The sequence below is a fragment of the Dietzia sp. PP-33 genome, assembly GCF_033790845.1.
Taxonomy (GTDB): Bacteria; Actinomycetota; Actinomycetes; order Mycobacteriales; family Mycobacteriaceae; genus Dietzia.
The window spans coordinates 32,615-58,285 of sequence record NZ_JAMYEI010000004.1 but is presented as its reverse complement, the minus strand read 5'-3'; the positions used below and the strand labels follow the sequence as shown (position 1 = coordinate 58,285).

Sequence of the window (25,671 nt, the reverse complement as noted above, 5' to 3'; positions counted from 1 at the left end):
CTCAACGACTGTAGAGGTCCATCCGGGGCGTCTGGGCCACGAACCAGGGGCTGAAGACGAACGGTGTGGCGTCGACGGCTCTCCGGACGTCGTCGGGCCGGGCCCAGCGGTACGCGCACACCTCGTCGGCCCGCGGGTTCAGGTCGGCGCGGATGCGCGCGGTGAACACCGGACAGATCTCGTTCTCCACGACGCCGGAGTCGTCCACCGCCCGGTATCGGAAGTCCGGCACGGACTCGGCGATCCCGTCGACGCGCGTGCCGAGTTCCTGCTCCGCCCGGCGCGCGATCGCCTCGGCGGGGTCCTCCCCGGGCCCGGGGTGGCCACAGAACGAGTTGGTCCACACTCCGGGCCAGGCGCGCTTCCCGAGGGCGCGACGGGTGAGCAGGACGCGCCCGTCGTCGTCGACCACGTGGCACGAGAACGCCAGGTGAAGGGGCGTGTCGGTCGTGTGCACGGTGGACTTGTCCGCGGTACCGATGGGGCGGCCGTCCTCCGACAGGAGGACGACGTACTCGGTGGCCACGGGGGAGGAGGCGTCGGAGGACGAGGACATGCCGACCACCTTAGGCTCTTTCGACGGGGCCGGTCCCCGGGCTCTCAGCCGGCCAGGTCGCGGGCGATCACCAGACGTTGGATCTGGTTGGTGCCCTCGAAGATCTGGGTGATCTTGGCCTCGCGCATGTACCGCTCGACCGGGAACTCCCTCGTGTAGCCGACTCCGCCGAGCACCTGTACCGCGTCCGTCGTCACCTTCATGGCGGCATCGGTCGCGGTGAGCTTGGCGATCGAGGCCTGGCGCGAGTAGGGCCGACCGGCGTCCTTGCGGCGTGCCGCGTCGAGGTAGGTGGCACGGGCGGAGGCCACGGCCGCCGCCATGTCCGCCAGGAGGAAGCCGAGGCCCTGGTGGCCGATGATGGTCTTGCCGAACGTCTCGCGCTCGCGCGCGTAGGCCACGGCGTCGTCGAGGGCGCGCTGGGCGATGCCCGTGGCGACGGCCGCGATCCCCAACCGTCCCGAGTCCAGGGCCGAGAACGCGATGCGCAGGCCGTCGCCCTCGGCACCCAGGAGGCGGCCGGCGTCGACGCGCGCGCCCTCGTACGAGGCGGTCGTGGTGGGCACCCCGTTGAGCCCCATCTTGTCCTCGGGCTTGCCGAAGTGCAGGTTCTCCGTCTCGCGCGGCACGAGCAGGCAGGAGATCCCTCCGGAACCCTCGCCGGTGCGTACGAAGGTGTTGTAGACGTCGGCGATCCCGCCGTGGGTGATCCACGACTTGGTACCGGTGACCACGTACGCCGAACCCGGGCCGTCGCCCTCCCGTTCCGCACGGCAGCGCAGTGCCGCGGCATCCGACCCCGCCTGGGGCTCGGAGAGCGAGTAGGCACCGATCTGCTCACCGGCGAGCATTCCCGGGAGCCAGTCGGATTTCTGCTCGTCGGTGCCGACGGTGGCCAGCGGGAAGCAGGACAGGCCGTGCACGCTCGTCGCCACCGCGACCGCGGCCCAGCGGGCGCCCAGCTCCTCGAGGACCTGGAGATACACCTCGTAGGGCTGCTCGCCGCCCCCGTACTCCTCCGGGTACGGCAACCCCAGCAATCCCACCTCGCCCAGCTGGGCGAACAGCCCCTCCGGGTAGGTGTGCTCGCGCTCGTGCTCCGCGGCGACGGGGTCGAGGAGCTTGTCCGCGACCGTACGGGTCATGTCGAGGAGTTCGTACGCCTCGTCGCTGGGGAGCAGTCGGTCCACGGCCATGGGGGTCCTTCCGGGTGCGTGCGGGGATCGTCGGGTGGTCCCCTAAGAGTGCACCGCCCCGGTAGAGGTGTACCAGCCCCGAAAGCGGGGGTGCCCATCGGTGGGTGGTGCCGGACGGACTCCCTGCGTCATCATCTGCAGACATGTCTGCAGATACGACCGAGACCCCGTCGTCCACGGGCGCGCCCCTGTCCCCGGAGCAGCTCCTGGCGATCTACGACGTCCCCGGTGCGAGCGCCGCGGAATTCCTGTGCGACCGCCACGACCCGGACGCGGTGGCCTTCACCGTGATCGACGCCGATCTCTCGGGTCGGGACATCACGTACGGCGAGTTGAGGGTGGGCAGCGAGAAGGTCGCGGCCGCGCTCGCCGCGCTCGGGGTGGGCGAGGGCGACCGCGTCGCCACGCTCATGTCCAAGTCCGCGGACCTGGTCTTCACCCTGATGGGGATCTGGCGCCTGGGCGCCGTGCACATGCCGCTGTTCACCGCGTTCGCGTGGCCCGCCATCGAGATGCGGATCACCGGCGGCGACGCGAAGGTGATCGTGTCCGACTCCGACCAGCGCGCGAAGCTCGAGACGACGTCCGTGCCTGTGATCGTGGCCGGGCTGGCGGACTGCCCCGGGGCCCGGGAGGGCGACCTCGACCTGGCGACGATCGTCGACGCGCAGGAGCCCGGGCGACCCGCCGCGGTCACGGGACCGGACGCCGGGATGGTCATGCTCTTCACCTCGGGGACCACCGGCACCCCCAAGGGCGTGGTGGTGCCGGTTCGTGCGCTCGCCGCGTTCCACCAGTACATCGAGACCGGTCTGGACGTTCGTGCGGACGACGTGTTCTGGAACGGCGCCGACCCGGGCTGGGCGTACGGCCTCTACTACGGCATCCTCGGCCCGCTGGCGGTCGGTCGCCGCAGCCTCCTGCTCCACGCCCGCTACACCCCGGAGCTCGCGTTCGCGGTGCTGCAGTACTTCGCCGTCACCAACTTCGCGGCCGCGCCGACGGTCTACCGGACGATGCGGGCCAAGCGGGACATCGCGCCCGACGTCCGGCTGCGCCGTGCGTCGGCCGCCGGCGAGCCGCTCACCCCCGAGGTGATCGAGTGGTCGATCGAGCAGTTCGGGGTGGAGGTCCGCGACCAGTACGGGCAGACCGAGCACGGCATGTTCATCATCAACCCCTGGCACGATTCGCTGCGCGAGGACGTCCGACCGGGGTCCATGGGTGTCCCGCTGCCGGGATGGTCGTGCACGGTGCTCGCCGCCGATTCGGACGAGACCGCCCCGGTCGGCGAGCTGGGCCGGGTGGCGATCGACGTCCCCGCCAGCCCGCTGATGTGGTTCGCCGGATACCACGACGCGCCGGAGAAGACCGCCGAGCGGTTCAGCCCGGACGGGCGCTGGTACTACACGGGCGACGCCGCCAAGCTCGACGACGACGGCCACTTCTACTTCTCCAGCCGCGACGACGACGTGATCATCATGTCCGGCTACCGCATCGGGCCGTTCGACGTGGAGTCCGTCCTGGCCAGGCATCCGGACGTCCTGGAGTCGGCCGTCATCGGCGTGCCGGACGACCTCGCCGGCGAGGTGCTCGAGGCGTACGTGGTCCTCCGCGACGGTGTGGAGGGCGACGACGACAAGGAGGTCGAGCTCCAGAAGTGGGTCAAGACCGAGTTCGCGGCCCACGCGTTCCCCCGGAAGATCCACTTCTCCCGCGAGCTCCCCAAGACGCCCTCGGGCAAGATCCAGCGCTTCCTGCTGCGCAAGGAGCGCGGCGGCCAGAGCTGAACCGAAAGTTAAGGACAGTTACATAGACGTGGCCCACGGGTCTATGCTCGGTCGATGAAAACCCCGCGCGGAGCCCGCGCCCTCGGCGCTGCAGCGCTTGCCGTCGTCGTTCCCCTCGTCTCCGCCACCGCGGCAGTGCCCGCGGCCGCGAACCCGGTGATCTCCTCGATCGCTCCGGATCCGTCGGTGCAGAGGGGCGCGGACGGTGCCTTCCACGTCTACGCGTCGTCGGACGACTGGTCGGACGGTGCCGGGTACCGGCTCATCCCGCACTTCAGGTCCTTCGATCTTGTGGAGTGGGAGTACGTTGGCGACGCGTTCACCACGCGTCCCACCTGGGCGTCGGCGGGGTCGTTCCTGTGGGCGCCCGACGTCCACGTCACCGACGCCGGCGCCGTCATGTATTACACCACCGGCGGGCAGGCCCCGTGTATCGGCATGGCCACCGCCCCGGGGATCGAGGGGCCGTGGACCCACGGTGCTGCGCCGATCGTCTGCTTCGGAGCCGACGAGCCCTATCAGGATCTGGACCCGATGGACCCCGAGGTCGTGTGGACCGAGGGAGGCCCGGTGATGCTCATGGGGAACTTCGAGGGGATCCACGCCGTGCCGATGAACGCGGCGGGCACGGCTCTCGACGGCGACCCCGTCCTGGTGGCGGGTACGGGCGTGGAGGCACCCGCCGTCGTCAGCCGCGAGGGCACGACGCACCTGTTCACCAGTGCGGGACTGTGTTGCGACGGCGAGCGGTCACAGTACCGGGTGCTGGGCGGTCGCGCCGACGACGTGATGGGCCCGTACACCGACAGGCAGCGACGACCGTTGGTGCAGGGGCCGGACGCCCCGCTTCCCGGGGACGTGATCCTGGAGGGCGACGACGACTGGGTGGGCCCGGGGCACGTCGACGTGACCACCGATGACGCGGGACAGGACTGGATGCTCTACCACGCGGCGCCCCGCGGCAGCGCCGTGCTCCCGGGCGGTCTGCAGCGGCGATACATGATGCTCGACCGACTGGACTGGATCGACGGGTGGCCCGTGGTCGGAGACGGCACCCCGTCCTCGACCCGGCCCGCCGATCCCGTCGTCACCCTCCCCGTGCGGCTCACGGCGGTCGGGGGAGCGGCACTGCGGCCGGACCGGGACGGACAGGTTCTCGACGCCTCGGTGCGGATGGACTCGACGGGCTCCGCCTACTCCGGCGAGCTGCGCGCCTCGATCACGGGGCCGAGCAAGCAGCGTGTGGGGTTGCCGATCGTCGTCGGGGATCAGCAGGCGCAGTCCGTTCCGGCGGTCGTGGCCGCCGGGCAGGACGTGACCCGCGCGCTGACCTTCCGCCCCACCGCCCCGTTGTCGCCGGGGCGCTACGAGCTCGTCGTCTCCGTGGGTGACGCGGGTGGGCCGGTGCGGGAGCTCGCCGTGTTCGGCCTCGAGGTGGCGCCCGACGGGTCGCTGTCGATGGGCTCGGGGGCGCTCGGTTCGGCGACGCTGGGATCGCTCGGGGGCTGATCGGCTGACCGGCGTCGGGATCGCGTTTACGGTGGGTGCACAGCACCCTGGTGGGAGTCCCCGGGGTCGGTGACCGGCGAGGGAGCGCGCGATGGGGACCGTGGACGACGAACGCCGAAGGGGCCGCAGGATGGTGATGGCCCCGCATCTGCAGGGGCTGGAGCCCGACCCTGACCGCGGCGCGGAGGTCGAGCGGAAATCCCCTGGTGAGCGCGACCAGGCCGTGCCCCGGGGCGAATTCGTCCGCAGTGTGATCGGGACCGTCGCCGGGCTCGCGGTGGCGGCGCTGGTGTACCTGGTCATGCCGGGCGACCTCGAGCACAACGCGCGCCTGACCGCGGCCGTGGCCGTCCTGCTGGGGATCTGGTGGATGACCGAGTGCATCCCCATCCCGGCGACGGCACTGGTGCCGCTCATCGCCTTCCCGGTCCTGGGCCAGGACATCTCCGTCGACGACGTGGGTGCGGAGTACGGCAACAGCATCATCTTCCTGTTCATGGGCGGGTTCCTCATCGCGATCGCCATGCAGAGGTGGAACCTGCACCGACGGATCGCCCTGCTCACCGTCCGGGCGATGGGTACGCGCTCGACGCGGGTCATCGCCGGGTTCATGATCGCGACCGGTTTCCTGAGTATGTGGGTCTCCAACACCGCCACCGCGGTGATGATGTTGCCGATCGGCGTCTCCGTGCTCATGCTGGCCTCCGAGATGGGCCGGAGCAGCGCCACGGGAGCGGCGGACGACGCCGGTGAGCGGTCGATACCCGAGATGGACTCCTCGGCCGACCCGAACTCGGAGGAGGTCAAGAAGGCCGTCATCCAGTCGAACTTCGGTACCGCACTCATGTTGGGCATCGCCTACGCCGCGTCGATCGGGTCGTTGGCGACCATCATCGGCACTCCGCCCAACACCCTGCTCGCCGGCTACCTCGAGAGCGAACACGACATCGTCCTGGGCTTCGGCCGGTGGATGATGGTGGGACTCCCGCTGGCGATCGTCATGCTGGTGATCGCCTGGCTCCTGCTCACCAAGGTGCTGTTCAGGCCGGAGGTCGAGCGGATCCCCGGTGGTCGGGAACTGTTCGACGACGAGCTACGCAAGCTCGGCAGCACCTCGTCGGGGGAGAAGCGGGTTCTGGTCGTCTTCGTCGCGGCCGCGGTCTCGTGGGTGGCCGTCCCGCTGGTGTGGGAGGACCCTCCCATCTCGGACGCCGGGATCGCGCTGGCCGCCGGGCTGCTGTTGTTCCTGCTGCCCGCGGGGACGGCGCGCGGCGTACGCCTGCTCACCTGGGAGGCCGCACTGGCCCTGCCCTGGGGGGTGCTCCTGCTGTTCGGCGGCGGGTTGGCACTGTCCGCGCAGTTCTCCGGATCAGGGCTCACCGACTGGATCGGGGAGCAGGCCGGGGCACTCGGGGCGGTGCCGATCGTCCTGCTCGTGATGATCGCGGCCGCGGGGATCCTCCTCCTCACCGAGCTGACCAGCAACACCGCCACCGCGGCGACCTTCCTCCCGGTGGCCGGGGGCGTGGCGCTGGGGCTGGGGCTCGACCCGATGTTGCTCGCGGTCCCGGTGGCGTTGGCCGCCACCTGCGCCTTCATGCTCCCGGTGGCCACCCCTCCCAATGCCATCGCCTATGGGTCCGGGTACGTGACCATCGGACAGATGATCCGCGGCGGACTGTGGCTCAACGTCATCGGTGTCGTCCTGATCACCCTCGTGACCATGACACTGCTCGTGTGGGTGTTCGGACTGACACTCTGAGCCGGGCGCTAGCGTCTGTGACATGACCGTCGCGCGCACCCCCTCTCTCAGATCGGCCGTCGAGCCGTTCCACGTCATGAGCGTCCTGGCCGCGGCGGCGAGGAGGCGGGAGACCCACGGCGACGTGATCTCGTTGTGCGCGGGGCAGCCGTCCACCCCGGCTCCCGCCCCTGTGTTGGACGCCGCGCGGCACGCGTTGGACACCGAGATCCTCGGCTACACCGAGGCGCTCGGCATCCGGCAGCTGCGCGAGGCGATCGCCGGGTACCACCGGCGGGTGGACGGAACGGACGTGACCGCCGACGACGTCGTCGTCACCACCGGATCCTCCGGCGGCTTCACGGTCCTCTTCCTGGCCGCGTTCGACCCCGGCGACACGGTGGTCATGGCCCGCCCCGGGTACCCCGCCTACCGCAACACGCTCCAGGCCCTGGGCTGCCGGGTCCACGAGATCGCCTGCGGTGCCCAGACCAGGTATCAACCGACGGTCGCCCACCTCGAGGAGGTCACGGCGGAACTGGGCCACGCGCCGGCCGGGTTGATCGTGGCGAGCCCGGCCAACCCCACCGGCACGATCATCGACGCCGCCGAACTGTCCGCGCTGGCCCGCTGGTGCTCCGAGCACGGCACCCTGCTGATCAGCGACGAGATCTATCACGGGGTCACCTATGGCCGGGAGTGCACGAGCGCGTGGCGTACCAGCCGCGAGTCCGTGGTGATGGGGTCGGTCTCCAAGTACTTCTCCATGACCGGGTGGCGGATCGGGTGGATGCTCCTGCCGGGGTACCTGCGTGACCCGGTGGACCGGCTGGTCGGCAACCTCACCATCTGTCCGCCGGCGGACGCCCAGTTCGCGGCCGTCGCCGCGTTCACCGAGGCCTCCGCCGCCGAACTGGACTCCCACGTCGAGCGGTACGCCCGGAACCGCGAACTCGTGTTGCGCCGTCTCGCGGAACTGGGAGTGGGGGAGACCGCCCCGCCCGACGGTGCCTTCTACGCGTACTTCGACGTCTCCCGCTGGACCGACGACTCCGTGGCGTGGTGCGCGGAGATCCTCGGCCGAACGGGGGTCGCGCTCACGCCCGGCGTCGACTTCGACACCGTCGACGGCACACACACGGTGCGCCTGAGCTTCGCCGGGGACACCGGTGAGATCGCCGCCGCGATGGACAGGCTGCAGGCCGTACTGGTCCCGCAGCCGGGTCCCGCGGGCTAACGTCGGCGCATGGGTTCCACCGAGATCATCACCACCATCGTCTACATCGCCCGGCCGTGGTTGCTCGCCGGGGCCCCGCTGACGGTGGAGCAGGTCTACCTCAACGCGCGGGAGATCCTCGCCGGGTCCACCGGCGGCTCGATGATCTCCTGACCGGGCTGCGATACTGGGGGCGTGACCGCCCAGAACAGCAAGCCCCGCATCTCCAACGTCCTCGCCTCGCGCTACGCGAGCGCCGACCTGGCCACTCTGTGGTCCGCCGAGCACAAGATCGTGCTCGAGCGGCAGCTGTGGATCGCGGTGCTGCGCGCCCAGCGTGATCTGGGCATCGACGTCCCCGACGGCGTGATCGAGGCCTACGAGGCGGTGATCGACCGCGTCGACCTCGGGTCGATCGCCGAGCGCGAGCGCGTCACCCGGCACGACGTCAAGGCCCGGATCGAGGAGTTCAACGCGCTCGCCGGGCACGAGCACATCCACAAGGGGATGACGAGCCGGGACCTCACCGAGAACGTCGAGCAGCTGCAGATCGTGCAGTCGCTCCGTCTCGTCCGCGACCGCGGGGTGGCCGCCGCCCGTCGCCTCGCCGAGCACGCGGTGGCGCAGCGGGGCCTGGTCATGGCCGGCCGGAGCCACAACGTCGCGGCCCAGGCCACCACCCTGGGCAAGCGATTCGCCTCGGCGGCCGATGAACTGCTGGTGGCGTTGGAGCGGGTGGAGTCACTGCTGGAGCGGTACCCGCTCCGCGGGATCAAGGGGCCGATGGGCACCGCGCAGGACATGCTGGACCTCCTCGGGGGCGACGCCGGGAAGATGTCGGAGCTCGAGAGCCGGATCGCCGAACACCTGGGTTTCTCCCGGACCCTGGACTCGGTCGGCCAGGTGTACCCGCGCTCCCTGGACCACGAGGTCGTCTCCGCGCTGGTCCAGCTGGGCGCCGGCCCGTCCTCGCTCGCCCACACGATCCGGCTGATGGCCGGACACGAGCTGGTGACCGAGGGTTTCCAGCCCGGGCAGGTCGGGTCGTCGGCGATGCCGCACAAGATGAACACCCGCTCCTGCGAGCGGGTCAACGGGCTCCAGGTGGTCCTGCGCGGGTACGGGTCGATGGCGGCCGAGCTCGCCGGAGCCCAGTGGAACGAGGGCGACGTCTTCTGCTCGGTGGTGCGCCGCGTGGCGCTGCCGGACGCGTTCTTCGCGCTGGACGGGATGTTCGAGACCTTCCTGACGGTCCTCGACGAGTTCGGCGCCTACCCCGCGGTGATCGACAAGGAACTGCAGCGGTACCTGCCGTTCCTGGCCACCACCAAGGTCCTCATGGCCGCGGTGCGCGCAGGGGTCGGCCGTGAGGTCGCCCACGAGGCCATCAAGGAGAACGCCGTCGCGGTGGCGCTGGCGATGCGGGAGGAGGGCCGCGAGCCCGACCTCATCGACCGGTTGGCCGCCGACGAGCGACTGCCGCTCGACCGCGGCGCGCTCGAGGAGGCGTTGTCCGATCGCGCGGCCTTCGTCGGCGCGGCGGGAGATCAGGTCGACGCCGTGGTCGCGCGGGTTTGGGCGCTGGTGCACCGGCACCCGGAGGCGGCCGGCTACGCCCCCGGGTCGATTCTCTGACCTCGCGTCTCCCGGTATCCCCCGGCATCTGCTCCCGCGCCTGCACTGTCGGCCCACAGCCGCTCCCGGCGATGAACTCCCGCCCGAGCCGAAGCTCACGCGTGAGTTCATCGACAGGGGCGGCTGTGCGGACGGCGTCCTCCGGGATGGTGGCCGGCCGCCCGGGAACCGCGTCGCGGTGACGTGACCGGACGCTATCCTCGGCGCATGCGCGAGACCGTCATCCCCGTCCCCGGTTCCTCAGGCCTGCAGGCGACACTGCACCACGCCGATGAGCCCCGAGCCCTGCTGCTGCTGGTCCACGGCTTCGGGGAGCACTCCGGCCGGTACGGCCGGACGGTCCGGTTCCTGCTGGACCGCGGGGTCAGCGTGGTCACCTACGACCTCCGGGGCCACGGCACGGCCCCGGGGCCGCGGGCCAGGGTCGCGGCGGAAGCCCACATCCGGGACAACCTGGCCGTCCGCGACGCCGTGCTGGAATGGTGCCGGTCCCCGGAAGGTGGCGGGACCGAGTCGCTGCCGCGCCTTCTCATGGGTCACTCGATGGGTGGACTGATCGCCGGGGAGTCCGCGCTCCGCCGCCCGTGGGACCTGGCGGGTCTGATCCTGTCCTCGCCCGGCATCGTGGTGGGTGAGGGCACCCCGGCGCCGCTCCGCGCGGCGGCCCCGGTGATCGCCCGCCTCCTGCCGTTCCTCCCGGTGGAGAAGCTGGACCCGCACGAGATCTCCCGCGTCCCCGAGTACGTGGCGGACTACACCTCGGACCCGCTCGTACACCACAAGGGCGTACCGGCCCTCGCCGCGGGCACGCTGCTCGCCGGCGGACAGAGGTTCCTGGCCCGGTCGAGCGCGCTACGGCTGCCGACGTTGGTGATCAACGGGTCGGCGGACTCCATCACCTCGGCCAAGGGCGCCCGGCGGTTCGCCCAGGTTGCCGGGGAGGACCACGACCCGCGGCCGGAGATCACCTACCGCGAGTTCGAGGGCGGCAGGCACGAGCTGTTCAACGACCTGTGCGCGGACGAGGCGTACGCGGTGCTCGGCGAGTGGCTCGACGCCCGGCTGGGCTGACACCCCTCATCCGACGGGGCGGCTGATCGGGCGCCGACTACGCTGGCCCCCATGCGACCCGAGCTCTCCTCCTACCGCCATCTCGCCGCCGGGAAGGTCCGCGAGTTGTATGAGATCGACGGCGAGACGCTGCTACTGGTAGCCACCGACCGGATCTCTGCCTACGACCACGTACTGAGCACGCCCATCCCCGACAAGGGCCGAGTGCTCACCGCCATGAGTGCCTACTTCTTCCACGCGCTCGACGTCCCGAACCACATGGCCGGGCTGCTCGACGACGCCAGGATCCCCGCCGAGGTGCTCGGCCGGGCGATGGTGGTGCGCCGCCTCGACATGGTGCAGGCCGAGTGCGTCGCCCGCGGCTACCTGACCGGGTCCGGGATGGTCGAGTACCGAGACACGGGAACGGTGTGCGGGGTGGAGCTTCCCGAGGGTCTGGTCGAGGCCAGCAGGTTGCCGGAGCCGATCTTCACCCCGGCCACCAAGGCCGCGGTGGGAGAGCACGACGAGAACATCTCGTTCGAGCGGCTCGCGGAGATCGTGGGGCCCGAGCTCGCCGAACGGCTGCGCGGCGCGACCCTCGAGGTGTACGAGCGGGCCGCCGGGATGGCCGCCGACTGCGGCGTGCTGCTCGCGGACACCAAGTTCGAGTTCGGCCTGTCCGACGGCGAGCTGATCCTGGCGGACGAGGTGCTCACCCCGGATTCCTCGCGCTACTGGCCGGCGGACGGGTACGAGCCGGGCCGGGTCCAGCCGAGCTTCGACAAGCAGTTCGTGCGCGACTGGCTCACCGGGCCGGACTCGGGTTGGGACCGCGACTCGGACTCGCCGCCGCCCCCGCTACCCCCCGAGGTGGTCGAGGCGACCCGCGCGCGGTACATCGAGGCGTACGAGCGGATCTCCGGTCGTCGCTTCGCGGACTGGCTCGGCGGTGAGACCGCATGAGCACCCCGGATACGCCGGGCTCGGGCGCCCAGGACGGACAGGTGCCCACGCCGCCGCGGGCCGAGCGTCGCCCCCACCGCCGCGAGCACCACGGCCGCGTCTTCGTGGACGACTACGAGTGGTTGCGCGACAAGGACGCCCCGGCGACCCGCGCGTACCTCGAGGCGGAGAACGCCTACACCGATGCCATGACAGCGGGCCTCAAGCCCCTGGAGGACGAGGTGTACGACGAGATCCGCTCCCGCGTCAAGGAGACCGACATGTCGGTCCCGGTCAGGTCCGGCGGATGGTGGTACTTCTCACGGACTGCGGAAGGTCTGTCCTACGCGAGACACTGCCGCGTGCCCGTCCCGTCCGGGTACCTGGCCGATCCCGACGACCCGGCGGGCTGGGTCCCCCCGGAGGTCTCGCCAGGTGTAGAGCTGCCGGGTGAGCAGCTGCTGCTGGACGGCAACGCCGAGGCCGAGGGGTACGACTACTTCGCGCTCGGCGCGTTCTCCGTCAGTCACGACGGACGGGCCCTGGCCTGGGCCACCGACACCGAGGGCGACGAGCGCTACACCCTGCGGTTCCGCTCACTCGACCCCGGGTACACGGCACCGGACGAGGAGATCGCGGGGATCGCGGCGGGTGTGACCTGGTCTCTCGACGGCCGGTACGTGTTCTACGTGACCGTGGACGACGCGTGGCGTCCCGACACCGTGTGGCGGCACCGTCTGGGGACGACCCGTGACGACGACGACACGGTGTTCCACGAGCCCGACGAGTCCTACTGGATCGGGGTCGGCGAGACACGCAGCGAGAAGTACCTGCAGATCGCGGCGGGATCCAAGATCACCACCGAGGTGTGGTGCCTGGACTCCGCCGACCCGGCGGGCGAGTTCTGGTGCGTGCGCCCCCGGGAGGAGGGCGTCGAGTACGACGTCGAGCACGCGGTCGTCGGTGGCGAGGACCGGTTCGTCATCACCCACAACGCGGGCTCTCCCAACTCCGCCGTGGTCGATGCCCCCGTCGGGCCCGTCGACCGCGACTTCCGCGAGCTGCGCCCGCTCGTGGCACACCGCGACGACGTGCGGGTGGAGGGTGTCGACGCGTTCGCCCGGGTGCTCGTGCTGGGGTACCGGGAGGGGGCGCTGCCGAGGTTCGCCCTGATGCCACTCGATCCGGGGTCCACAAAGGGCGTGGGGGCCTATTCGGAGTTCACCCCGGTGGAGTTCGACGAGGAGCTGTTCACCTCCGGGCCGGGGTCAAACCCGGAGTGGGACGCGCCGGTGCTCAGGTTCGGGTTCGGTTCCTTCGTCACCCCTGGCCGGGTCTACTCGATGTCGGTCGTCTCCGGGGAACGGACACTGCTGCGCGAGCAGGAGGTCCTCGGTGGCTACGACCCGGCCGGCTACGTGCAGCGCCGGGACTGGGCCACGGCCGGGGACGGCACGCGGATCCCGATCTCCCTGGTGATGTCCGTGGACACCGCCGCGCGGATCGATGCGGGGGAGCAGGCCCCCACGCTGCTGTACGGCTACGGCTCGTACGAGACCAGTATCGACCCCGCCTTCTCGGTCGCCAGGCTCTCGCTGCTCGACCGCGGGATGGCCTACGCGGTGGCACACGTGCGCGGCGGAGGCGAGATGGGGCGCCTCTGGTACGAGAACGGCAAGACCCTGACCAAGCGGAACACCTTCACCGATTTCGTCGACTGTGCCCGTCACCTCGTCGACTCCGGGCTCACCGCGCCGGACCGGCTGGTGGCCGAGGGTGGCAGTGCGGGTGGCCTGCTCATGGGCGCGGTGGCCAACGCGGCACCCGAGCTGTTCGCCGGGATCCAGGCCGTGGTGCCGTTCGTCGACCCGCTCACCTCGATCCTCATGCCCGAGTTGCCGCTCACGGTGATCGAGTGGGACGAGTGGGGTGACCCGCTGCACTCGGCGGAGGTCTACGACTACATGGCGTCCTACGCTCCGTACGAGAACATCGAGGCCAAGGACTACCCCGCGATCCTCGCGGTGACCTCACTCAACGACACCCGGGTGCTCTACGTGGAACCGGCCAAGTGGGTGGCCAGGCTGCGAGCGGTGTCGACCTCGGCCGATTCGGCGGAGAGCCCGGTGTTGTTGCGCTGCGAGATGAGTGCCGGCCACGGCGGAGTGTCCGGGCGGTACGAGCGGTGGCGTCAGACGGCGTTCGAGTATGCGTGGACGGTCCGTACGGCCGGAGCCGGCTAGGGGCGGAGTCGGCTAGGGGCGGACCCGGCGCTGCCGCGCTCGTCAGCTGTCGGCGGGGTCGGCGGGGTCGACGGGGTCCATGGTCGTGGCCATCGCCGCGGCGGGGATGATTCCGCCGACGAAGACCGCCAGGATCGCGATCCCGCCCATCGCATACCCGAGGCGGTGGCCGTCGCCGAGTTCGACAGTAGAGCCGTATACCAGCACGAGGCCGATCACCATGCAGATGCCGACGAGCACCGACAAGGCGGTCGACCTGGCGCGCAGCAGAGTCTGGGTCTCGAACTCGTCGAGGTAGCGCGCCGGGGCGGAGTCCTTGACGTCGATCACGGTGCGCAGCATCGTCCACACCGTGCAGATCGCGACCGTCATCGGCAACCAGGCGATCACGATCGGGAACCAGAAGAATCCGGCGACGGCGATCGCCGCCATGACGGCGACGCATGCCCAGTTCAGGCGGACGAGCAGTCTGCGGCGCTCCGGCGTACGCCAAGAACGCAGGCTGGTGGACAGTCGCGCGACGCTCTTCTCGTAGCGGCGTTCGGCGGCGGTGAGGGTGTCGTCGGTGACGGTGCTCATGGTGTGTCCTCTCGGGTGTTGCGGTAGATCTCGGTGGACATCGGCTGGAACTCCCGGCGGGAGAAGACGGCCTCGACGGGCAGATCGAACACCGCGCAGATGCGGAAGGCCAGATCGAGGCTGGGGTAGTGGTCGCCGCGTTCGAGAGCCCCCACGGTCTGCGGGTTGACCTCGATCCGCTCGGCGAGCGCCGCCCGGCTGAGACGGTGCTCGGCCCGGAGTACGGCGATCCGGTTGAAGATGGGGAGCTTTTCTCCCCGTCGCACTGGGCTCATGCAATGCAGTGTTGTAAAAACACAACAATCTGTCAAGGACCGCAACCTAGTAGGCTCGCTCACATGAGCAGCGGCAGCACTATCCATGACATCTCCTTCACGACCATCGACGGCGAACAGGCCCGTCTCGGCGACTACGCGGGGCATGCGGTCCTGGTGGTCAACGTGGCCAGCGAATGCGGCCTCACCCCGCAGTACGAGGGGTTGCAGGAACTGGCCGACGACTTCCGCGAACGCGGGTTCTTCGTCCTGGGGTTCCCGTGCAACCAGTTCATGGGCCAGGAGCCCGGCGACGAGGACACCATCAAGGCGTTCACCAGCGAGAAGTACGGCATCACCTTCCCGCTGGCCGCCAAGGTCGACGTCAACGGCCCGGATCGCCACCCCCTCTACGCGGAACTGACCCGGGTCGCCGACGCCGACGGGGAGGCCGGCGACGTGCAGTGGAACTTCGAGAAGTTCCTGATCGCCCCGTCGGGTGAGGTCGTGGGTCGTTTCCGTCCCAAGGTGGAGCCCGGTGCCCCCGAGCTCATCGACGCGATCGAGGACGTCCTCCCGGTCTGATCCGTCGACCCGGACACCGACGGCGGGCTCGGACATTTGCCGTACACCTCGTCGTCGCCCCGTCGTCATGGAGGCCTGGAACGATGCGCACATGACTTCCCACCCCGTGACCCCGCGCCGGACCTCTGCGCGCCTGATCGTCTCCGTCTCGGGCCTGCGCGATTCCACGGTGGACCACGCCGTCGACCTGGTCGGCGAGCTGGAGCGCCGGTCCGTCCCGGTCTCGCTGCTCGTCGCACCGAGACGGGGGCGCGAGTACCGGATGGCGGAGGACCGGGCCACGCAGGGGTGGCTCCGTCACCGACGCGATCGCGGTGACGCGATCGTGCTGGGCGGCTACGACGAGGCGGCCACCAGGCCGCGCCGACCCGAGTTCGCCTCCATCGGACCGGCGGAGGCCGCGGTCCGCCTGGCCGCCGCGGACCGGATGATGGCGGACATGGGCCTGCGGACGCGGGTGTTCGCCCCGCCGCGGTGGAACGCCTCCCCGGGCTGCCTCGAGGCCCTGCCTGGAGCGGGCTTCCGGCTGTGCGCCTCCCTGACCGGCGTCCACGACGTGGTCCGCGGGACCACCGAACGCGGCCGGGCACTGTCGATCGGCGAGGGGTTCGTCACCGACGCCTGGTGGTGCCGCGCCCTGGTCGCCGCTGCCGGGCGCACCGCCGCGGCCGGCGGGCTCGTGCGCCTCAACGTCTCCGCAACGCAGCTCACCCGCCGGGCTCCCCGGTCGGCGCTGCTGGACGCGGTGGACAGGGTGACGGGGGAGTACGGGGCCCGGGCCCGGTGTTACGAATGGCCCCCGGTGGCCCTGGCCCGGGTGGCCTGAGCGCGGCGCGAGACCGACCCGACCTGTCCGCTCCGAACCCGACCGCAGGGCCTGAGCGTTCGGCGGGCCCGCGGGCTGCGGGTAGGATCCTGAGTCGAGTCCCGGCCGGTCCGGGTCCGACCCGCGTACCAATCGAACGAGGAGTTCACACCGTGGCCCGAGTCGTCGTCGAAGTCATGCCCAAGGCCGAGATCCTCGATCCCCAGGGCCAGGCCATCCACCGAGCCCTCGGCCGACTGGGTCATGCGGGCGTCACCGACGTCCGGCAGGGCAAGCGGTTCGAGCTCGAGGTGGCCGACGGGGTGACCGAGGCCGAGCTCGAGGAGATCGCCTCGTCCCTCCTGGCCAACACGGTGATCGAGGACTGGACGATCGTGCGTGTGGACACCGCCGGAGCGGCCTCGTGAGCGCACGGATCGGCGTCATCACGTTCCCCGGCACGCTCGACGACATCGATGCCTCCCGGGCCGTCACCAGGGCCGGCGCGGAGGCCGTCTCCCTGTGGCACGCCGATGCCGACCTCAAGGGCGTCGACGCGGTGGTCGTCCCCGGGGGCTTCTCCTACGGCGACTACCTGCGCTGCGGCGCGATCGCCTCCATGGCCCCCGTCATGGGCGAGGTCATCTCGGCGGCGCGGGGCGGTATGCCCGTGCTCGGCATCTGCAACGGTTTCCAGATCCTCTGCGAGGCGGGACTGCTGCCCGGTGCGATGGGACGCAACCGCGACATGCACTTCATCTGCCGTGACGAGTGGCTGCGCGTGGAGAACACCGCCACGGCGTGGACCGGGCGGTTCGAAGCGGGGGCGGAGATCCTCATCCCCCTCAAATCCGGCGAGGGCCGGTACATGGCAGCCCCCGAGACCGTCGAGCGGCTCGAGGGGGAGGGACGCGTGGTGTTCCGCTTCGCCGGGGACGCCCCCAACGGCTCCACCAACGGCATCGCCGGGATCTGTTCGGAGAACGGGCGGGTGGTGGGCCTCATGCCGCACCCCGAGCACGCGATCGACCCGCTGACCGGGCCGTCCGACGACGGGCTGGGCTTGTTCCTGTCCGCGCTCGACGCCGTCGTCACGGTCTAGTCGGGCGCTGAGCCCATAGCGAAGGGCCCGCCGGGATCTCTCCCGGCGGGCCCTTCGATTGTGTGGGGTGACTCAGAGACCCATGGTGCTTCCGACATCTGCGCCGGCGCCGGCGAAGAGGTTCAGGAGGAAGGCCGGCACGATGTACGCGGCCTGCAGCAGGGTGTCGATGGCGGACGACCCGGCCGGGCTGTCCGTCAGGCTGCCGAGCTCGGCGCTCAGAGGGGCGGTGGCTTCGTTGATCGAACCGGTGAGGTCCATGGGATCTCCTTGGGGTAGCCGCCCCGAGCGGGCTCAGGGCGTGTGCCGGCGACCCGGATGGTCGCGCGTGCCAGCTGATTCTTCACAGGTTGCGTGAATGCCACTCAAATATGAACACAGGAGTGACGAATATCACCTTGCGTGACCGGTGGGGGCAGAGTTGCGCGCCGCCCGGGGGTCGGACGGCGCGGACGTCTCCGGTCCGGGCGCGGGCTACATGACCGCGCCGGCACTTCCCGTGCTGCCCAGATCCCCGCCAAGGCCGCCGACGAACATCAACAGGAGGTTGAAGGCGTAGGCGGGTGCCGTCGCCAGGGTGTCGATGAAGGCGGAGCCGGTGCCGCCGGCATCCATAAAGCTGCCGTAGACGGTCTCGAATACTGGTTCGGACGCTTCCATGATCGAGCCGGTGAGGTCCATCAGGGACTCCTCTCATATCTCGGCTCCGCCGGCTGTCGACGGACGCCGCCGCGGCGGCCCTGATGGTCGTCGCGTCCCCGCCGCTGTGACGGGATGTGAGAAGTGTCTCATGTAATCGGGGGGCCGGCACCGGACGTAACGGCAATGTGATAGTGGTCGAACGCCCAGTCGATGTGGTGGTGGTTGTCCACCATCGGTCGCGAATGTTGGGTGATGCGGTAGAACCGTGGGGTGAGCGAATCCAGCACCCAGCCCGTGTCCGCGTCCGACAAGGCCGACCGGCCGTTCGACATCGTGCTCTACGGTGCGACCGGCTTCACCGGCGGTCTCGTCGCCGACTACCTGCTGCGGAACATCCCCGAGGGCGGGTCCTGGGCGGTCGCGGGACGCAACAGGACCAAGTTGGACGCGCTCGTCGCCCGGCTGGCCACCGAGATGCCCGACGTCCCGGCACCGGGGGTCGTGGTCGCCGATACCGAGAACGCGGCGTCACTGGCCGAGATGGCCCGGTCGGCGCGGGTCGTCATCACGACCGTCGGTCCCTACCTCGAGTACGGTGAGCCGCTCGTCGCCGCGTGTGCGGAGGCCGGCACCGACTACGTGGACCTGACCGGCGAGCCCGAGTTCGCCGACCGCATGTATCTCGACTACCACGACAAGGCCGTGGCCTCAGGGGCGCGGATCGTCCACGCGTGTGGGTTCGACTCGATCCCGCACGACCTGGGTGTCTTCTACACCATGAAGCAGGTCCCCGAGGGCGTGCCGGTGTCCGTCTACGGGGCGGTCCACGCCGACGCCCAGTTCTCCGGTGGCACCTTCCACTCGGCGATCGGCCAGTTCGCCCGGCTCCGCGACGCAGCGAAGGTCGCCAAGCTGCGGCGTCAGAAGCAGGGGAAAGCCGAGGGTCGACGGGTCAAGTCGGTGTCGGGCAAGCCCCACCACGACAGCGTGCTGGGCCGGTGGCTCGTGCCGCTGCCCACCATCGATCCGCAGATCGTGCTGCGCTCGGCCGCCGCGCTCGAGAGCTACGGTCCCGACTTCACCTATGCGCACTACGCCTCCGTCAAATCGCCCCTCACCGCCACCGCCGGCATGGTCGGCGTCGGCGCCCTCGCGGTCGGTGCGCAGGTCGCTCCCCTGCGGTCGCAGTTCCTCAAGCGGATCGACCGTGGGGCGGGGCCGAGCGAGTCCCGTCGCGCCCGTTCGTCCTTCGATGTGACCTTCGTGGCGCTCGCCGGCGGTCGGCGGGTCGTCACCCGGGTCTCGGGCGGCGACCCGGGATACACCGAGACGTCGATGATGATCGCCGAGTCTGCTCTGTGCCTGGCCTTCGACGACCTGCCCGCGCTCTCGGGTCAGGTCACCACCGCCCAGGCGATGGGAGACGCGTTGCTCGAGCGCATCGAGCGCGGCGGCCTCACCTTCGAGGTCCTGTCCACGTAGCCGGGGCCCGGGAGCGGATTCGTCGGCGGGTGACCGCCGACTAGACTCGGCCGCGTGACCACTCACGTCGACTCCATCGCGAACGCCACCGACACCCCTGACCTGGACCAGCCCTGGGCCGAGCTCGGGCTCAAGGAGGACGAGTACGCCCGCATCCGGGAGATCCTGGGCCGCCGGCCCACGGCTGCCGAACTGGCCATGTACTCGGTCATGTGGTCCGAGCACTGCTCCTACAAGTCGTCCAAGGTGCACCTGCGCTACTTCGGCGAGACCACCACGGACGCGATGCGCTCCACCATGCTCGCGGGCATCGGGGAGAACGCCGGCGTGGTGGACATCGGTGACGGATGGGCCGTGACGTTCAAGGTCGAGTCGCACAACCACCCGTCGTACATCGAGCCCTACCAGGGCGCCGCGACCGGTGTCGGCGGCATCGTCCGCGACATCATGGCGATGGGTGCGCGCCCGGTGGCGGTCATGGACCAGCTGCGTTTCGGCCCGGCCGATGCCGACGACACGCACCGCGTCCTGCCCGGCGTCGTGGCGGGGGTCGGTGGCTACGGCAACTGCCTCGGCCTGCCCAACATCGGGGGAGAGACGGTCTTCGACGAGTCCTACGCCGCCAACCCGTTGGTCAACGCCTTGTGCGCGGGCGTCATGCGGGTCGAGGATCTGCACCTGGCCTTCGCCTCCGGCACCGGGAACCGCATCATCCTCTTCGGTGCCCGCACCGGTCTGGACGGCATCGGCGGCGTCTCCGTCCTGGCCTCGGAGACCTTCGAGGAGGACGAGCACGGCGCACCGGTCAAGCCCCGCAAGCTCCCCAGCGTCCAGGTGGGGGACCCCTTCGCGGAGAAGGTGCTCATCGAGTGCTGCCTCGAGCTCTACCGCGACGAACTGGTGGTGGGTATCCAGGACCTCGGTGGCGCCGGGCTCGCGTGTGCGACCTCCGAGCTGGCCGCGGCGGGCGACGGCGGCATGCACGTCGTGCTGGACAACGTGCCGCTGCGCGCCGAGGGCATGACCGCGGCCGAGATCCTCTCCAGCGAGTCGCAGGAGCGCATGTGCGCGGTGGTGGCACCGGAGAACGTGGACGCGTTCATGGAGGTGTGCCGCCGCTGGGACGTGCTGGCGACCGATATCGGCGAGGTGACCGAAGGAGACCGGCTCACCATCGAGTTCCGTGGGCAGACGGTGGTGGACGTCCCCCCTCGCACCGTGGCCCACGACGGCCCGGTCTACGAGCGTCCCGTGGAGCGTCCCGCTGACCAGGACGCACTGCAGGCCGACACCACCTCCGCGCTGGCGCGACCGGCCACCGGCGACGAGCTGCGCCGGACGCTGCTCGACATGGTGGCCAGTCCCGCGCTGTGTTCGCGCAAGTTCATCACCGAGCAGTACGACCGCTACGTGCGCGGCAACACGGTCCTCGCGGAGCACGCCGACGGCGGCGTCCTGCGGATCGACGAGGAGTCGGGCCGCGGCATCGCGTTGTCGACCGACGCCTCGGGCCGCTACACCCGCCTCGACCCGTACACCGGCGCACGGCTGGCGTTGGCCGAGGCTTTCCGCAACGTCGCCGTCACCGGTGCGACCCCGGTCGCCGTGACCAACTGCCTGAACTTCGGCTCGCCGGAGGACCCGGGCGTGATGTGGCAGTTCCGCGAGGCAGTCCACGGACTGGCGGACGGGTGCGCCGAGCTCGGTATCCCCGTGACCGGGGGCAACGTCTCCTTCTACAACCAGACCGGGTCCACGCCGATCCTGCCCACCCCCGTCGTGGGCGTGCTCGGAGTGATCGACGACGTCGCCCGCCGCACCCCGACCGCCTTCGGCGACACCCCGGGGGAGAGCGTCTACCTGCTGGGCGAGACCCGCGACGAGCTCGACGGGTCGATCTGGGCGCAGGTCGCGCACGGTCACCTCGGCGGCATGCCCCCGACGGTCGACCTGCAGTGGGAGGCCACGCTCGCGCGCATCCTGTCGACGAGCTCCAGGGACGGACTGATCACCGGGGCGCACGATCTCTCCGAGGGCGGGCTCGCGCAGGCGCTCGTCGAATCGGTGCTCGCCGGCGAGTGCGGACTGCGGGTGGTGCTGCCCGAGGACGTGGATCCGTTCGTGTGGATGTTCTCCGAGTCGGCCGGCCGCGTGATCGTCTCCGCCCCCCGCGGCGAGGAGATCCGCTTCCAGCAGATGCTCACCGCGCAGGGCATCCCGCACACCCGCATCGGCGTGACCGATCCGGACTCGGGGACCTTCGAGGTCCAGGGTCAGTTCACGCTGACCACCGACGAGCTCCGTAGTGCGCACGAGGCGACGTTGCCGACCCTGTTCGGTGTCGACCCGATCTGAGATGACCGGTCTGGGTCGGGCCTGTGTGAGGCGGGCCGGTGTGATGCAGACCGGCCGGAGCCGGCCTGATGCGTGACCTCCGCCGGGGAGAGCGGATACTGGCCGTCGTCCTGTCCGGCACGGCCGGGTTCGTCGACGCGGTGGGCTTCCTCGTGGTGGGCGGTTACTTCGTCTCGTTCATGAGCGGCAACTCCACGCGCATGGTCGTCGACCTGGCGGAGGGCGACCTCGGGGGCGCGGGCATCGCCGCGGTGGTTCTGGTCGCGTTCTTCCTCGGCGCGGTCGCCGGAGCGGTGGTCACCCGGCGTCGCAACCTCGACGACCGCCCCGCTGTGCTGGGCCTGGTCGCGGCCCTGCTGCTCTCGGCTCTCGCGCTGCACCGGATCACCACCGCCACGGTCCTCGGGGTGCCCGTGGCGATGGCGGTGGTCGCCGCGTCGATGGGTGCCATGAACTCGGTGTTCCACTCGCGGGGCGAGGTCTCGCTGGGGGTCACCTACATGACGGGTGCGGTGGTCAAGTCCGCCCACCGGCTGGTCGACGCACTGGCCGGGGGGTCGTGGGCGCCCTATCGGCAGCAGGTCTCGCTGTGGGCCGCGCTCGTGCTGGGCGGCGTGGCGGGTGCGGTGCTCCAGGTGGACCTCGGCGTGGCCGCGCTGGGCGTCGCGGCGGCGGTCGTGACCGGCGCACTGGTGGCGACGGTCTGGATCCGCCGACGGGAGTACCGCAGGCCCTGAGGAGCCGTGGTCACCGTCGTCGTCGTGCCCGGAGGTAGGCCTCCCGCGCGGCGAGGCCGTGGACCACCTCGTCGATCATGGGCCGCACGAACCGTGCGCGGTGAGCGGTATCGGAGGCCGCCGCCGCTGCCAGGTTGAGGGCGGAGAACGCGGCGAGGGTCAGCGAGACGCGCACCAGGGTGACGCTCACCGGGACGCCGGCCAGCAGACCCCCCAGATCCTCGGTGGGGCGCAGGGTCCAGCGGGTCTCGGTGGCCTCCGGCACCGCGATCCAGCCCAGGAACAGGAAGAACGCGAACACCAGACAGGCGAACAACACCGACTGGATGAGGGTGGCCAGGACCGGCACCAGCAGGATGTTGACCCGTTCGGACATCCGCAGCCGGAGGCCCGGCGCCTGCGACCGCAGCTCGTCGTGCAGGTCGTCCCGTGTGGTGATGACCACCAGCAACACGGTGAGCACACCCATCACGCCCACCACGGCGAAGGTCCGCGCCCAGGACAACGCCACCATCACCTGCCAGATCTCCGCACTGAAGAACAGGAAGAGCACGGCCAGCATGAGGACGGGGAGCACCCTCGCCACCATGTGGCCCATGGTGCCCAGCTCGCGCCGTACCCGCCGCGCGGCCCAGCGCACCAGTGAACCGGCGCCGACGTAGGTTCCCACCAGGACCGTGACCACGGTCAGGGACGTGGTGAGGAACCCGGGGCCGTCGTGGGGTTCGAAGGTCAGGGGCGCGACGACGAGGAGGGCGGTCGCCGAGGCGAGCCCGACGAGTGTGCCGTACGCCGGTCCGACACGACGCACGATCCGCGCGACGAGCCAGCCGACCCCCGGCGCAGCGGCGAACAATCCGAGCGACACCAGGAGCAGGACGATGATCGGATCGCCCGCGTCGACGAGCTCCCACTCGGCGGCGTCGTCGCCGACTCGGTCCAAGAGCTCCACCGCGTAGTCGTTGGACCGGTCCAGCGTGGACAGGCCGGACGAGGCCACGGCGAGCCCGGCGCTGACCCCGGCGGAGCGCCGAAGGACCTCGCGCACCCGGGTGGACGGGGCGATCATCAGCGGCAGCCCCAGCGACCGCAGGTGGTCCTCGTGGGCGCCGCGGCTGCCGGCCGGTGTCGGAGCGGTCGTGGGCACCAGGACATTCTGGCAGTCGACGCGCCACGCACGGCCGGTACCGCCGACTATCGTCTAGACATGCCCACCAGTGAGCGAGCGGTGCAGACAGCCGGGGCGGGGTCGACCCGGCCGGCCACGCCCCCCGTCTACACCCGTCCGCCGTCCAAGGTGCGGGATGACGACGTCCGGCCGCCGCTGCCCGGGCAGGTCGTCGACACCGTGTTCTTCGCCCTGGCCACCCTCGCGGCCGGGTTTCTCGGCTGGCGGCTGTTGGACGACGTGTGGCGCCACACCTGGTGGCACCTGTTCCTGCTGCTCCCGTTCTGGGCTCTGGTGGCCTATCTGGTCCTGCCCCGCCTGCAGACGCTCATCACGTCGGTCTACGTGCCGGGGTACTTCATCGCCCGGACCCGGACCTCGGACGGGCTGCTGGGGGACCCGGTCAACCTCGCCGTCGACGGCACGGCGCGCCAGATCCACGAGACCATGACGGCGTGCGGATGGGTGCTGGCCGACGACATCACGGTCCGCTCGTCCTGGGGCATCGTCATGTCCTCGGTGCTGCGCCGCTCCTATCCCGCCGCGCCGGTGAGCCCACTGAGGCTCTTCGGCCGCACGCAGTGCCTGGCCTACCAGCAGGAGGTGGAGGGCAATGCGGCGCAGAGGCACCACGTGCGCTTCTGGCGGTGCCCGGACGGGTGGCTCCTGCCCGGGGGGCACCGTGTCCAGTGGCTCGGCGCGGGCACGTACGACCGCGCGGTGGGATTGTCGCTGTTCACCCTCCAGGTGACCCACAAGATCGACGCGGACATCGACGTGGAGCGCGACTACATCGTGGACTCGATCCGGTACCACGTGCCGGGAGTGGGGGTCCGGGTACTGGATAACTTCTCCACCGGGTACCACTCGCGCAACGGTGGCGGCGACGCGATCCGCACGGATGGCGACCTGCCGGTGGTGGATCTGCGCGCCGTACCGGTCGTCGAGGCCTCGGCGGCCGGGTTACCGCCCGGGGTGGTCCGCGCCGCGCGCGGATACGACGATCCCCTGGCGGAGGGTGGACTGGCGTCGGGGGACTCCGATCGACCGGCCGACGACGTCGCCCCCGACCCCGGACACCTCCCCCGCCCGGCCGCGCTCACCGCGGGCTGCGGCCTGGTCGCGGCGACCGTCCTCGTCCTGCTGGTCATGGCGCTGCGGGACATCCTCGGTGACCAGGGACTGGAGGAGTTCGCCGGTCTGGACCGCTCCGAACTGGTGCCCGCCATCGTCGTGCTCGCGGTGTTCATCGGCGGTGTATACGGCGTGATGGGTGTCCTGGCGCTGCTGACCTACCTCGGCTACGGCAGACCCCGGGTGTGGCTCCTGACGATGACGGTGGTGAGTGTGGTCTCGACCGAGTCCGGCCGCGTGACCACGGACGCCGAACTGGGCACCGTCCTCGGCGGGTACCTCGTGCTGGCGGTCAACGTCCTCATACTGCTGCTACTCACCAGCCAGGCCACCAGGACCTGGAGCCGCAGGACGGCCCAGGAGCGCCGGGACCGTCGCCGTGCGCTCGCTCGGCCGGCCGTGGGTGGCGGATCGTGAGCCGGCCCCCCGACGGAGAGTCGGTCCGCGCGGCCGTCGAGGCGGTGACCCCCTGGCTCGACGACGACGAGGTGGGCTCTCCCGGCCGGTCCGCACTCGCGGCGGCGGTGCGGGCCACCACCGCCGTGTTGGCGGCCGAGCTCCCCGGACGGGCGGTGGAGGTGCGCGTGCCTCCGTACGCGGCCGTGCAGTGTGTGGAGGGCCCGCGCCACACGCGGGGGACACCGCCCAACGTGGTCGAGACCGATCCCCGGACCTGGCTCGAGCTCGCCACGGGCCGCCGCGGCTGGGAGTCCGCGGTGGCCGGTGGCCGGGTGCGCGCGTCGGGTACCCGGGCCTCCGAGGTGGCCGCGGGGCTGCCGATCGTGCGTTCGCTCTGACGGGTTCCCGCCGCCCCGCAGTGGCAGGTGGCGACCGCCGGGACGGCCGCCGGGGAGGGGGCGTGTGGCCACGGGACTGGGGTCGCAGGGGTCTGGGAACGTACACTCGAACCGCACCGCCGGGGTCCGTCCGGGCGGACCGCCCCGAAC

Annotated in this window: 25 protein-coding genes; 18 read left to right on the top strand and 7 right to left on the bottom strand. The window is 70.8% G+C overall.

The genetic code is table 11. The annotated features are described in order from the left end of the window. Position 1 precedes the first annotated feature (1 nt). Together idi and NJE57_RS08380 are read right to left on the bottom strand one after the other, a co-directional pair. Complete coding sequence (gene idi, locus NJE57_RS08385) at positions 2 to 556, bottom strand: isopentenyl-diphosphate Delta-isomerase (RefSeq protein ID WP_319027945.1); 555 nt, start codon at positions 554 to 556, stop codon at positions 2 to 4. Positions 557 to 600: 44 nt separating this feature from the next. Beyond that, complete coding sequence (locus NJE57_RS08380) at positions 601 to 1,752, bottom strand: acyl-CoA dehydrogenase family protein (RefSeq protein ID WP_319027944.1); 1,152 nt, start codon at positions 1,750 to 1,752, stop codon at positions 601 to 603. Positions 1,753 to 1,895: 143 nt separating this feature from the next. On the opposite strand from NJE57_RS08380, the gene NJE57_RS08375 reads away from it, so the two are divergent. The 9 genes from NJE57_RS08375 to NJE57_RS08335 all read left to right on the top strand — a co-directional run bounded on the left by NJE57_RS08375 (position 1,896) and on the right by NJE57_RS08335 (position 13,881). Next, positions 1,896 to 3,542, top strand: a complete 1,647-nt coding sequence (locus tag NJE57_RS08375; RefSeq protein WP_319027943.1) for an AMP-binding protein — start codon at positions 1,896 to 1,898, stop codon at positions 3,540 to 3,542. Positions 3,543 to 3,596: 54 nt separating this feature from the next. Then, a complete protein-coding gene (locus NJE57_RS08370; protein WP_319027942.1) occupies positions 3,597 to 5,051 on the top strand; it encodes a family 43 glycosylhydrolase in 1,455 nt (484 codons plus the stop codon). 91 nt (positions 5,052 to 5,142) lie between these two features. Further along, on the top strand, positions 5,143 to 6,813 hold the full coding sequence (locus NJE57_RS08365; RefSeq protein WP_319027941.1) for a DASS family sodium-coupled anion symporter: 1,671 nt from the start codon (positions 5,143 to 5,145) through the stop codon (positions 6,811 to 6,813). Positions 6,814 to 6,835: 22 nt separating this feature from the next. After that, a complete protein-coding gene (locus tag NJE57_RS08360; protein ID WP_319027940.1) occupies positions 6,836 to 8,029 on the top strand; it encodes an aminotransferase class I/II-fold pyridoxal phosphate-dependent enzyme in 1,194 nt (397 codons plus the stop codon). A gap of 9 nt (positions 8,030 to 8,038) precedes the next feature. Continuing rightward, positions 8,039 to 8,182: a hypothetical protein gene (locus NJE57_RS08355; RefSeq protein ID WP_319027939.1), complete on the top strand. Its 144-nt coding sequence runs from the start codon at positions 8,039 to 8,041 to the stop codon at positions 8,180 to 8,182. Positions 8,183 to 8,203: 21 nt separating this feature from the next. Continuing rightward, a complete protein-coding gene (purB, locus tag NJE57_RS08350; protein WP_319027938.1) occupies positions 8,204 to 9,643 on the top strand; it encodes an adenylosuccinate lyase in 1,440 nt (479 codons plus the stop codon). Between the two features lie 207 nt (positions 9,644 to 9,850). Then, positions 9,851 to 10,714 (top strand): alpha/beta hydrolase, encoded by an 864-nt coding sequence (locus NJE57_RS08345; protein ID WP_319027937.1) that lies wholly within the window; start codon positions 9,851 to 9,853, stop codon positions 10,712 to 10,714. Between the two features lie 51 nt (positions 10,715 to 10,765). After that, complete coding sequence (locus NJE57_RS08340) at positions 10,766 to 11,659, top strand: phosphoribosylaminoimidazolesuccinocarboxamide synthase (RefSeq protein WP_319027936.1); 894 nt, start codon at positions 10,766 to 10,768, stop codon at positions 11,657 to 11,659. Further along, positions 11,656 to 13,881, top strand: a complete 2,226-nt coding sequence (locus NJE57_RS08335; protein WP_319027935.1) for a S9 family peptidase — start codon at positions 11,656 to 11,658, stop codon at positions 13,879 to 13,881. Before NJE57_RS08340 ends, NJE57_RS08335 begins: the two co-directional genes overlap by 4 nt. Before the next feature lie 42 nt (positions 13,882 to 13,923). On the opposite strand, the gene NJE57_RS08330 is transcribed toward NJE57_RS08335, so the two are convergent. Together NJE57_RS08330 and NJE57_RS08325 are read right to left on the bottom strand one after the other, a co-directional pair. Then, the gene (locus NJE57_RS08330) at positions 13,924 to 14,460 is read right to left on the bottom strand and encodes a hypothetical protein (RefSeq protein WP_319027934.1); all 537 of its coding nucleotides are present in this window, start codon (positions 14,458 to 14,460) and stop codon (positions 13,924 to 13,926) included. Beyond that, the gene (locus NJE57_RS08325; protein WP_319027933.1) at positions 14,457 to 14,735 is read right to left on the bottom strand and encodes a helix-turn-helix transcriptional regulator; all 279 of its coding nucleotides are present in this window, start codon (positions 14,733 to 14,735) and stop codon (positions 14,457 to 14,459) included. The genes NJE57_RS08330 and NJE57_RS08325 overlap by 4 nt, the downstream gene beginning before the upstream one ends. A 63-nt stretch (positions 14,736 to 14,798) precedes the next feature. On the opposite strand from NJE57_RS08325, the gene NJE57_RS08320 reads away from it, so the two are divergent. The 4 genes from NJE57_RS08320 to purQ all read left to right on the top strand — a co-directional run bounded on the left by NJE57_RS08320 (position 14,799) and on the right by purQ (position 17,206). Continuing rightward, positions 14,799 to 15,299: a glutathione peroxidase gene (locus tag NJE57_RS08320; protein WP_319027932.1), complete on the top strand. Its 501-nt coding sequence runs from the start codon at positions 14,799 to 14,801 to the stop codon at positions 15,297 to 15,299. Between the two features lie 91 nt (positions 15,300 to 15,390). Next, positions 15,391 to 16,125 carry a DUF2334 domain-containing protein gene (locus NJE57_RS08315; protein WP_319027931.1) on the top strand — a complete coding sequence of 245 codons (735 nt, stop codon included), beginning with the start codon at positions 15,391 to 15,393 and terminating at the stop codon, positions 16,123 to 16,125. Positions 16,126 to 16,277: 152 nt separating this feature from the next. After that, positions 16,278 to 16,532 carry a phosphoribosylformylglycinamidine synthase subunit PurS gene (purS, locus tag NJE57_RS08310; protein WP_319027930.1) on the top strand — a complete coding sequence of 85 codons (255 nt, stop codon included), beginning with the start codon at positions 16,278 to 16,280 and terminating at the stop codon, positions 16,530 to 16,532. Then, complete coding sequence (purQ, locus tag NJE57_RS08305; RefSeq protein WP_319027929.1) at positions 16,529 to 17,206, top strand: phosphoribosylformylglycinamidine synthase subunit PurQ; 678 nt, start codon at positions 16,529 to 16,531, stop codon at positions 17,204 to 17,206. Before purS ends, purQ begins: the two co-directional genes overlap by 4 nt. Before the next feature lie 72 nt (positions 17,207 to 17,278). Here purQ and NJE57_RS08300 read toward each other — a convergent pair whose 3' ends face one another. Further along, positions 17,279 to 17,467, bottom strand: coding sequence for a hypothetical protein (locus NJE57_RS08300; protein ID WP_319027928.1), 189 nt, complete (start codon positions 17,465 to 17,467; stop codon positions 17,279 to 17,281). A 213-nt stretch (positions 17,468 to 17,680) separates the two neighbouring features. Then, a complete protein-coding gene (locus NJE57_RS08295) occupies positions 17,681 to 17,887 on the bottom strand; it encodes a hypothetical protein (protein ID WP_319027927.1) in 207 nt (68 codons plus the stop codon). Between the two features lie 231 nt (positions 17,888 to 18,118). On the opposite strand from NJE57_RS08295, the gene NJE57_RS08290 reads away from it, so the two are divergent. The 3 genes from NJE57_RS08290 (at position 18,119) to NJE57_RS08280 (ending at position 22,422) form a co-directional block, all read left to right on the top strand. After that, positions 18,119 to 19,330 (top strand): saccharopine dehydrogenase family protein, encoded by a 1,212-nt coding sequence (locus NJE57_RS08290; RefSeq protein WP_319027926.1) that lies wholly within the window; start codon positions 18,119 to 18,121, stop codon positions 19,328 to 19,330. A 54-nt stretch (positions 19,331 to 19,384) separates the two neighbouring features. Next, positions 19,385 to 21,685 (top strand): phosphoribosylformylglycinamidine synthase subunit PurL, encoded by a 2,301-nt coding sequence (purL, locus tag NJE57_RS08285; protein WP_319027925.1) that lies wholly within the window; start codon positions 19,385 to 19,387, stop codon positions 21,683 to 21,685. A 68-nt stretch (positions 21,686 to 21,753) separates the two neighbouring features. Beyond that, the gene (locus NJE57_RS08280; RefSeq protein WP_319027924.1) at positions 21,754 to 22,422 is read left to right on the top strand and encodes a YoaK family protein; all 669 of its coding nucleotides are present in this window, start codon (positions 21,754 to 21,756) and stop codon (positions 22,420 to 22,422) included. A gap of 10 nt (positions 22,423 to 22,432) precedes the next feature. Here the strand turns inward: NJE57_RS08280 and NJE57_RS08275 are convergent, their stop codons facing one another. After that, on the bottom strand, positions 22,433 to 23,569 hold the full coding sequence (locus tag NJE57_RS08275; protein WP_319027923.1) for a hypothetical protein: 1,137 nt from the start codon (positions 23,567 to 23,569) through the stop codon (positions 22,433 to 22,435). A 60-nt stretch (positions 23,570 to 23,629) separates the two neighbouring features. Here NJE57_RS08275 and NJE57_RS08270 point away from each other — a divergent pair, with 60 nt between their 5' ends. Together NJE57_RS08270 and NJE57_RS08265 are read left to right on the top strand one after the other, a co-directional pair. Further along, complete coding sequence (locus NJE57_RS08270; protein ID WP_319027922.1) at positions 23,630 to 25,141, top strand: LssY C-terminal domain-containing protein; 1,512 nt, start codon at positions 23,630 to 23,632, stop codon at positions 25,139 to 25,141. Next, the gene (locus tag NJE57_RS08265) at positions 25,138 to 25,521 is read left to right on the top strand and encodes a sterol carrier family protein (protein ID WP_319027921.1); all 384 of its coding nucleotides are present in this window, start codon (positions 25,138 to 25,140) and stop codon (positions 25,519 to 25,521) included. The genes NJE57_RS08270 and NJE57_RS08265 overlap by 4 nt, the downstream gene beginning before the upstream one ends. Positions 25,522 to 25,671: the final 150 nt, after the last annotated feature.

Coding starts and splice junctions, on each gene's coding strand:
- idi (WP_319027945.1), bottom strand. CDS start 556: ATGTCCTCGTCCTCCGACGCCTCCTCCCCCGTGGCCACCGAGTACGTC.
- NJE57_RS08380 (WP_319027944.1), bottom strand. CDS start 1,752: ATGGCCGTGGACCGACTGCTCCCCAGCGACGAGGCGTACGAACTCCTC.
- NJE57_RS08375 (WP_319027943.1), top strand. CDS start 1,896: ATGTCTGCAGATACGACCGAGACCCCGTCGTCCACGGGCGCGCCCCTG.
- NJE57_RS08370 (WP_319027942.1), top strand. CDS start 3,597: ATGAAAACCCCGCGCGGAGCCCGCGCCCTCGGCGCTGCAGCGCTTGCC.
- NJE57_RS08365 (WP_319027941.1), top strand. CDS start 5,143: ATGGGGACCGTGGACGACGAACGCCGAAGGGGCCGCAGGATGGTGATG.
- NJE57_RS08360 (WP_319027940.1), top strand. CDS start 6,836: ATGACCGTCGCGCGCACCCCCTCTCTCAGATCGGCCGTCGAGCCGTTC.
- NJE57_RS08355 (WP_319027939.1), top strand. CDS start 8,039: ATGGGTTCCACCGAGATCATCACCACCATCGTCTACATCGCCCGGCCG.
- NJE57_RS08345 (WP_319027937.1), top strand. CDS start 9,851: ATGCGCGAGACCGTCATCCCCGTCCCCGGTTCCTCAGGCCTGCAGGCG.
- NJE57_RS08340 (WP_319027936.1), top strand. CDS start 10,766: ATGCGACCCGAGCTCTCCTCCTACCGCCATCTCGCCGCCGGGAAGGTC.
- NJE57_RS08335 (WP_319027935.1), top strand. CDS start 11,656: ATGAGCACCCCGGATACGCCGGGCTCGGGCGCCCAGGACGGACAGGTG.
- NJE57_RS08330 (WP_319027934.1), bottom strand. CDS start 14,460: ATGAGCACCGTCACCGACGACACCCTCACCGCCGCCGAACGCCGCTAC.
- NJE57_RS08325 (WP_319027933.1), bottom strand. CDS start 14,735: ATGAGCCCAGTGCGACGGGGAGAAAAGCTCCCCATCTTCAACCGGATC.
- NJE57_RS08320 (WP_319027932.1), top strand. CDS start 14,799: ATGAGCAGCGGCAGCACTATCCATGACATCTCCTTCACGACCATCGAC.
- NJE57_RS08315 (WP_319027931.1), top strand. CDS start 15,391: ATGACTTCCCACCCCGTGACCCCGCGCCGGACCTCTGCGCGCCTGATC.
- NJE57_RS08300 (WP_319027928.1), bottom strand. CDS start 17,467: ATGGACCTCACCGGTTCGATCAACGAAGCCACCGCCCCTCTGAGCGCC.
- NJE57_RS08295 (WP_319027927.1), bottom strand. CDS start 17,887: ATGGACCTCACCGGCTCGATCATGGAAGCGTCCGAACCAGTATTCGAG.
- NJE57_RS08280 (WP_319027924.1), top strand. CDS start 21,754: ATGCGTGACCTCCGCCGGGGAGAGCGGATACTGGCCGTCGTCCTGTCC.
- NJE57_RS08270 (WP_319027922.1), top strand. CDS start 23,630: ATGCCCACCAGTGAGCGAGCGGTGCAGACAGCCGGGGCGGGGTCGACC.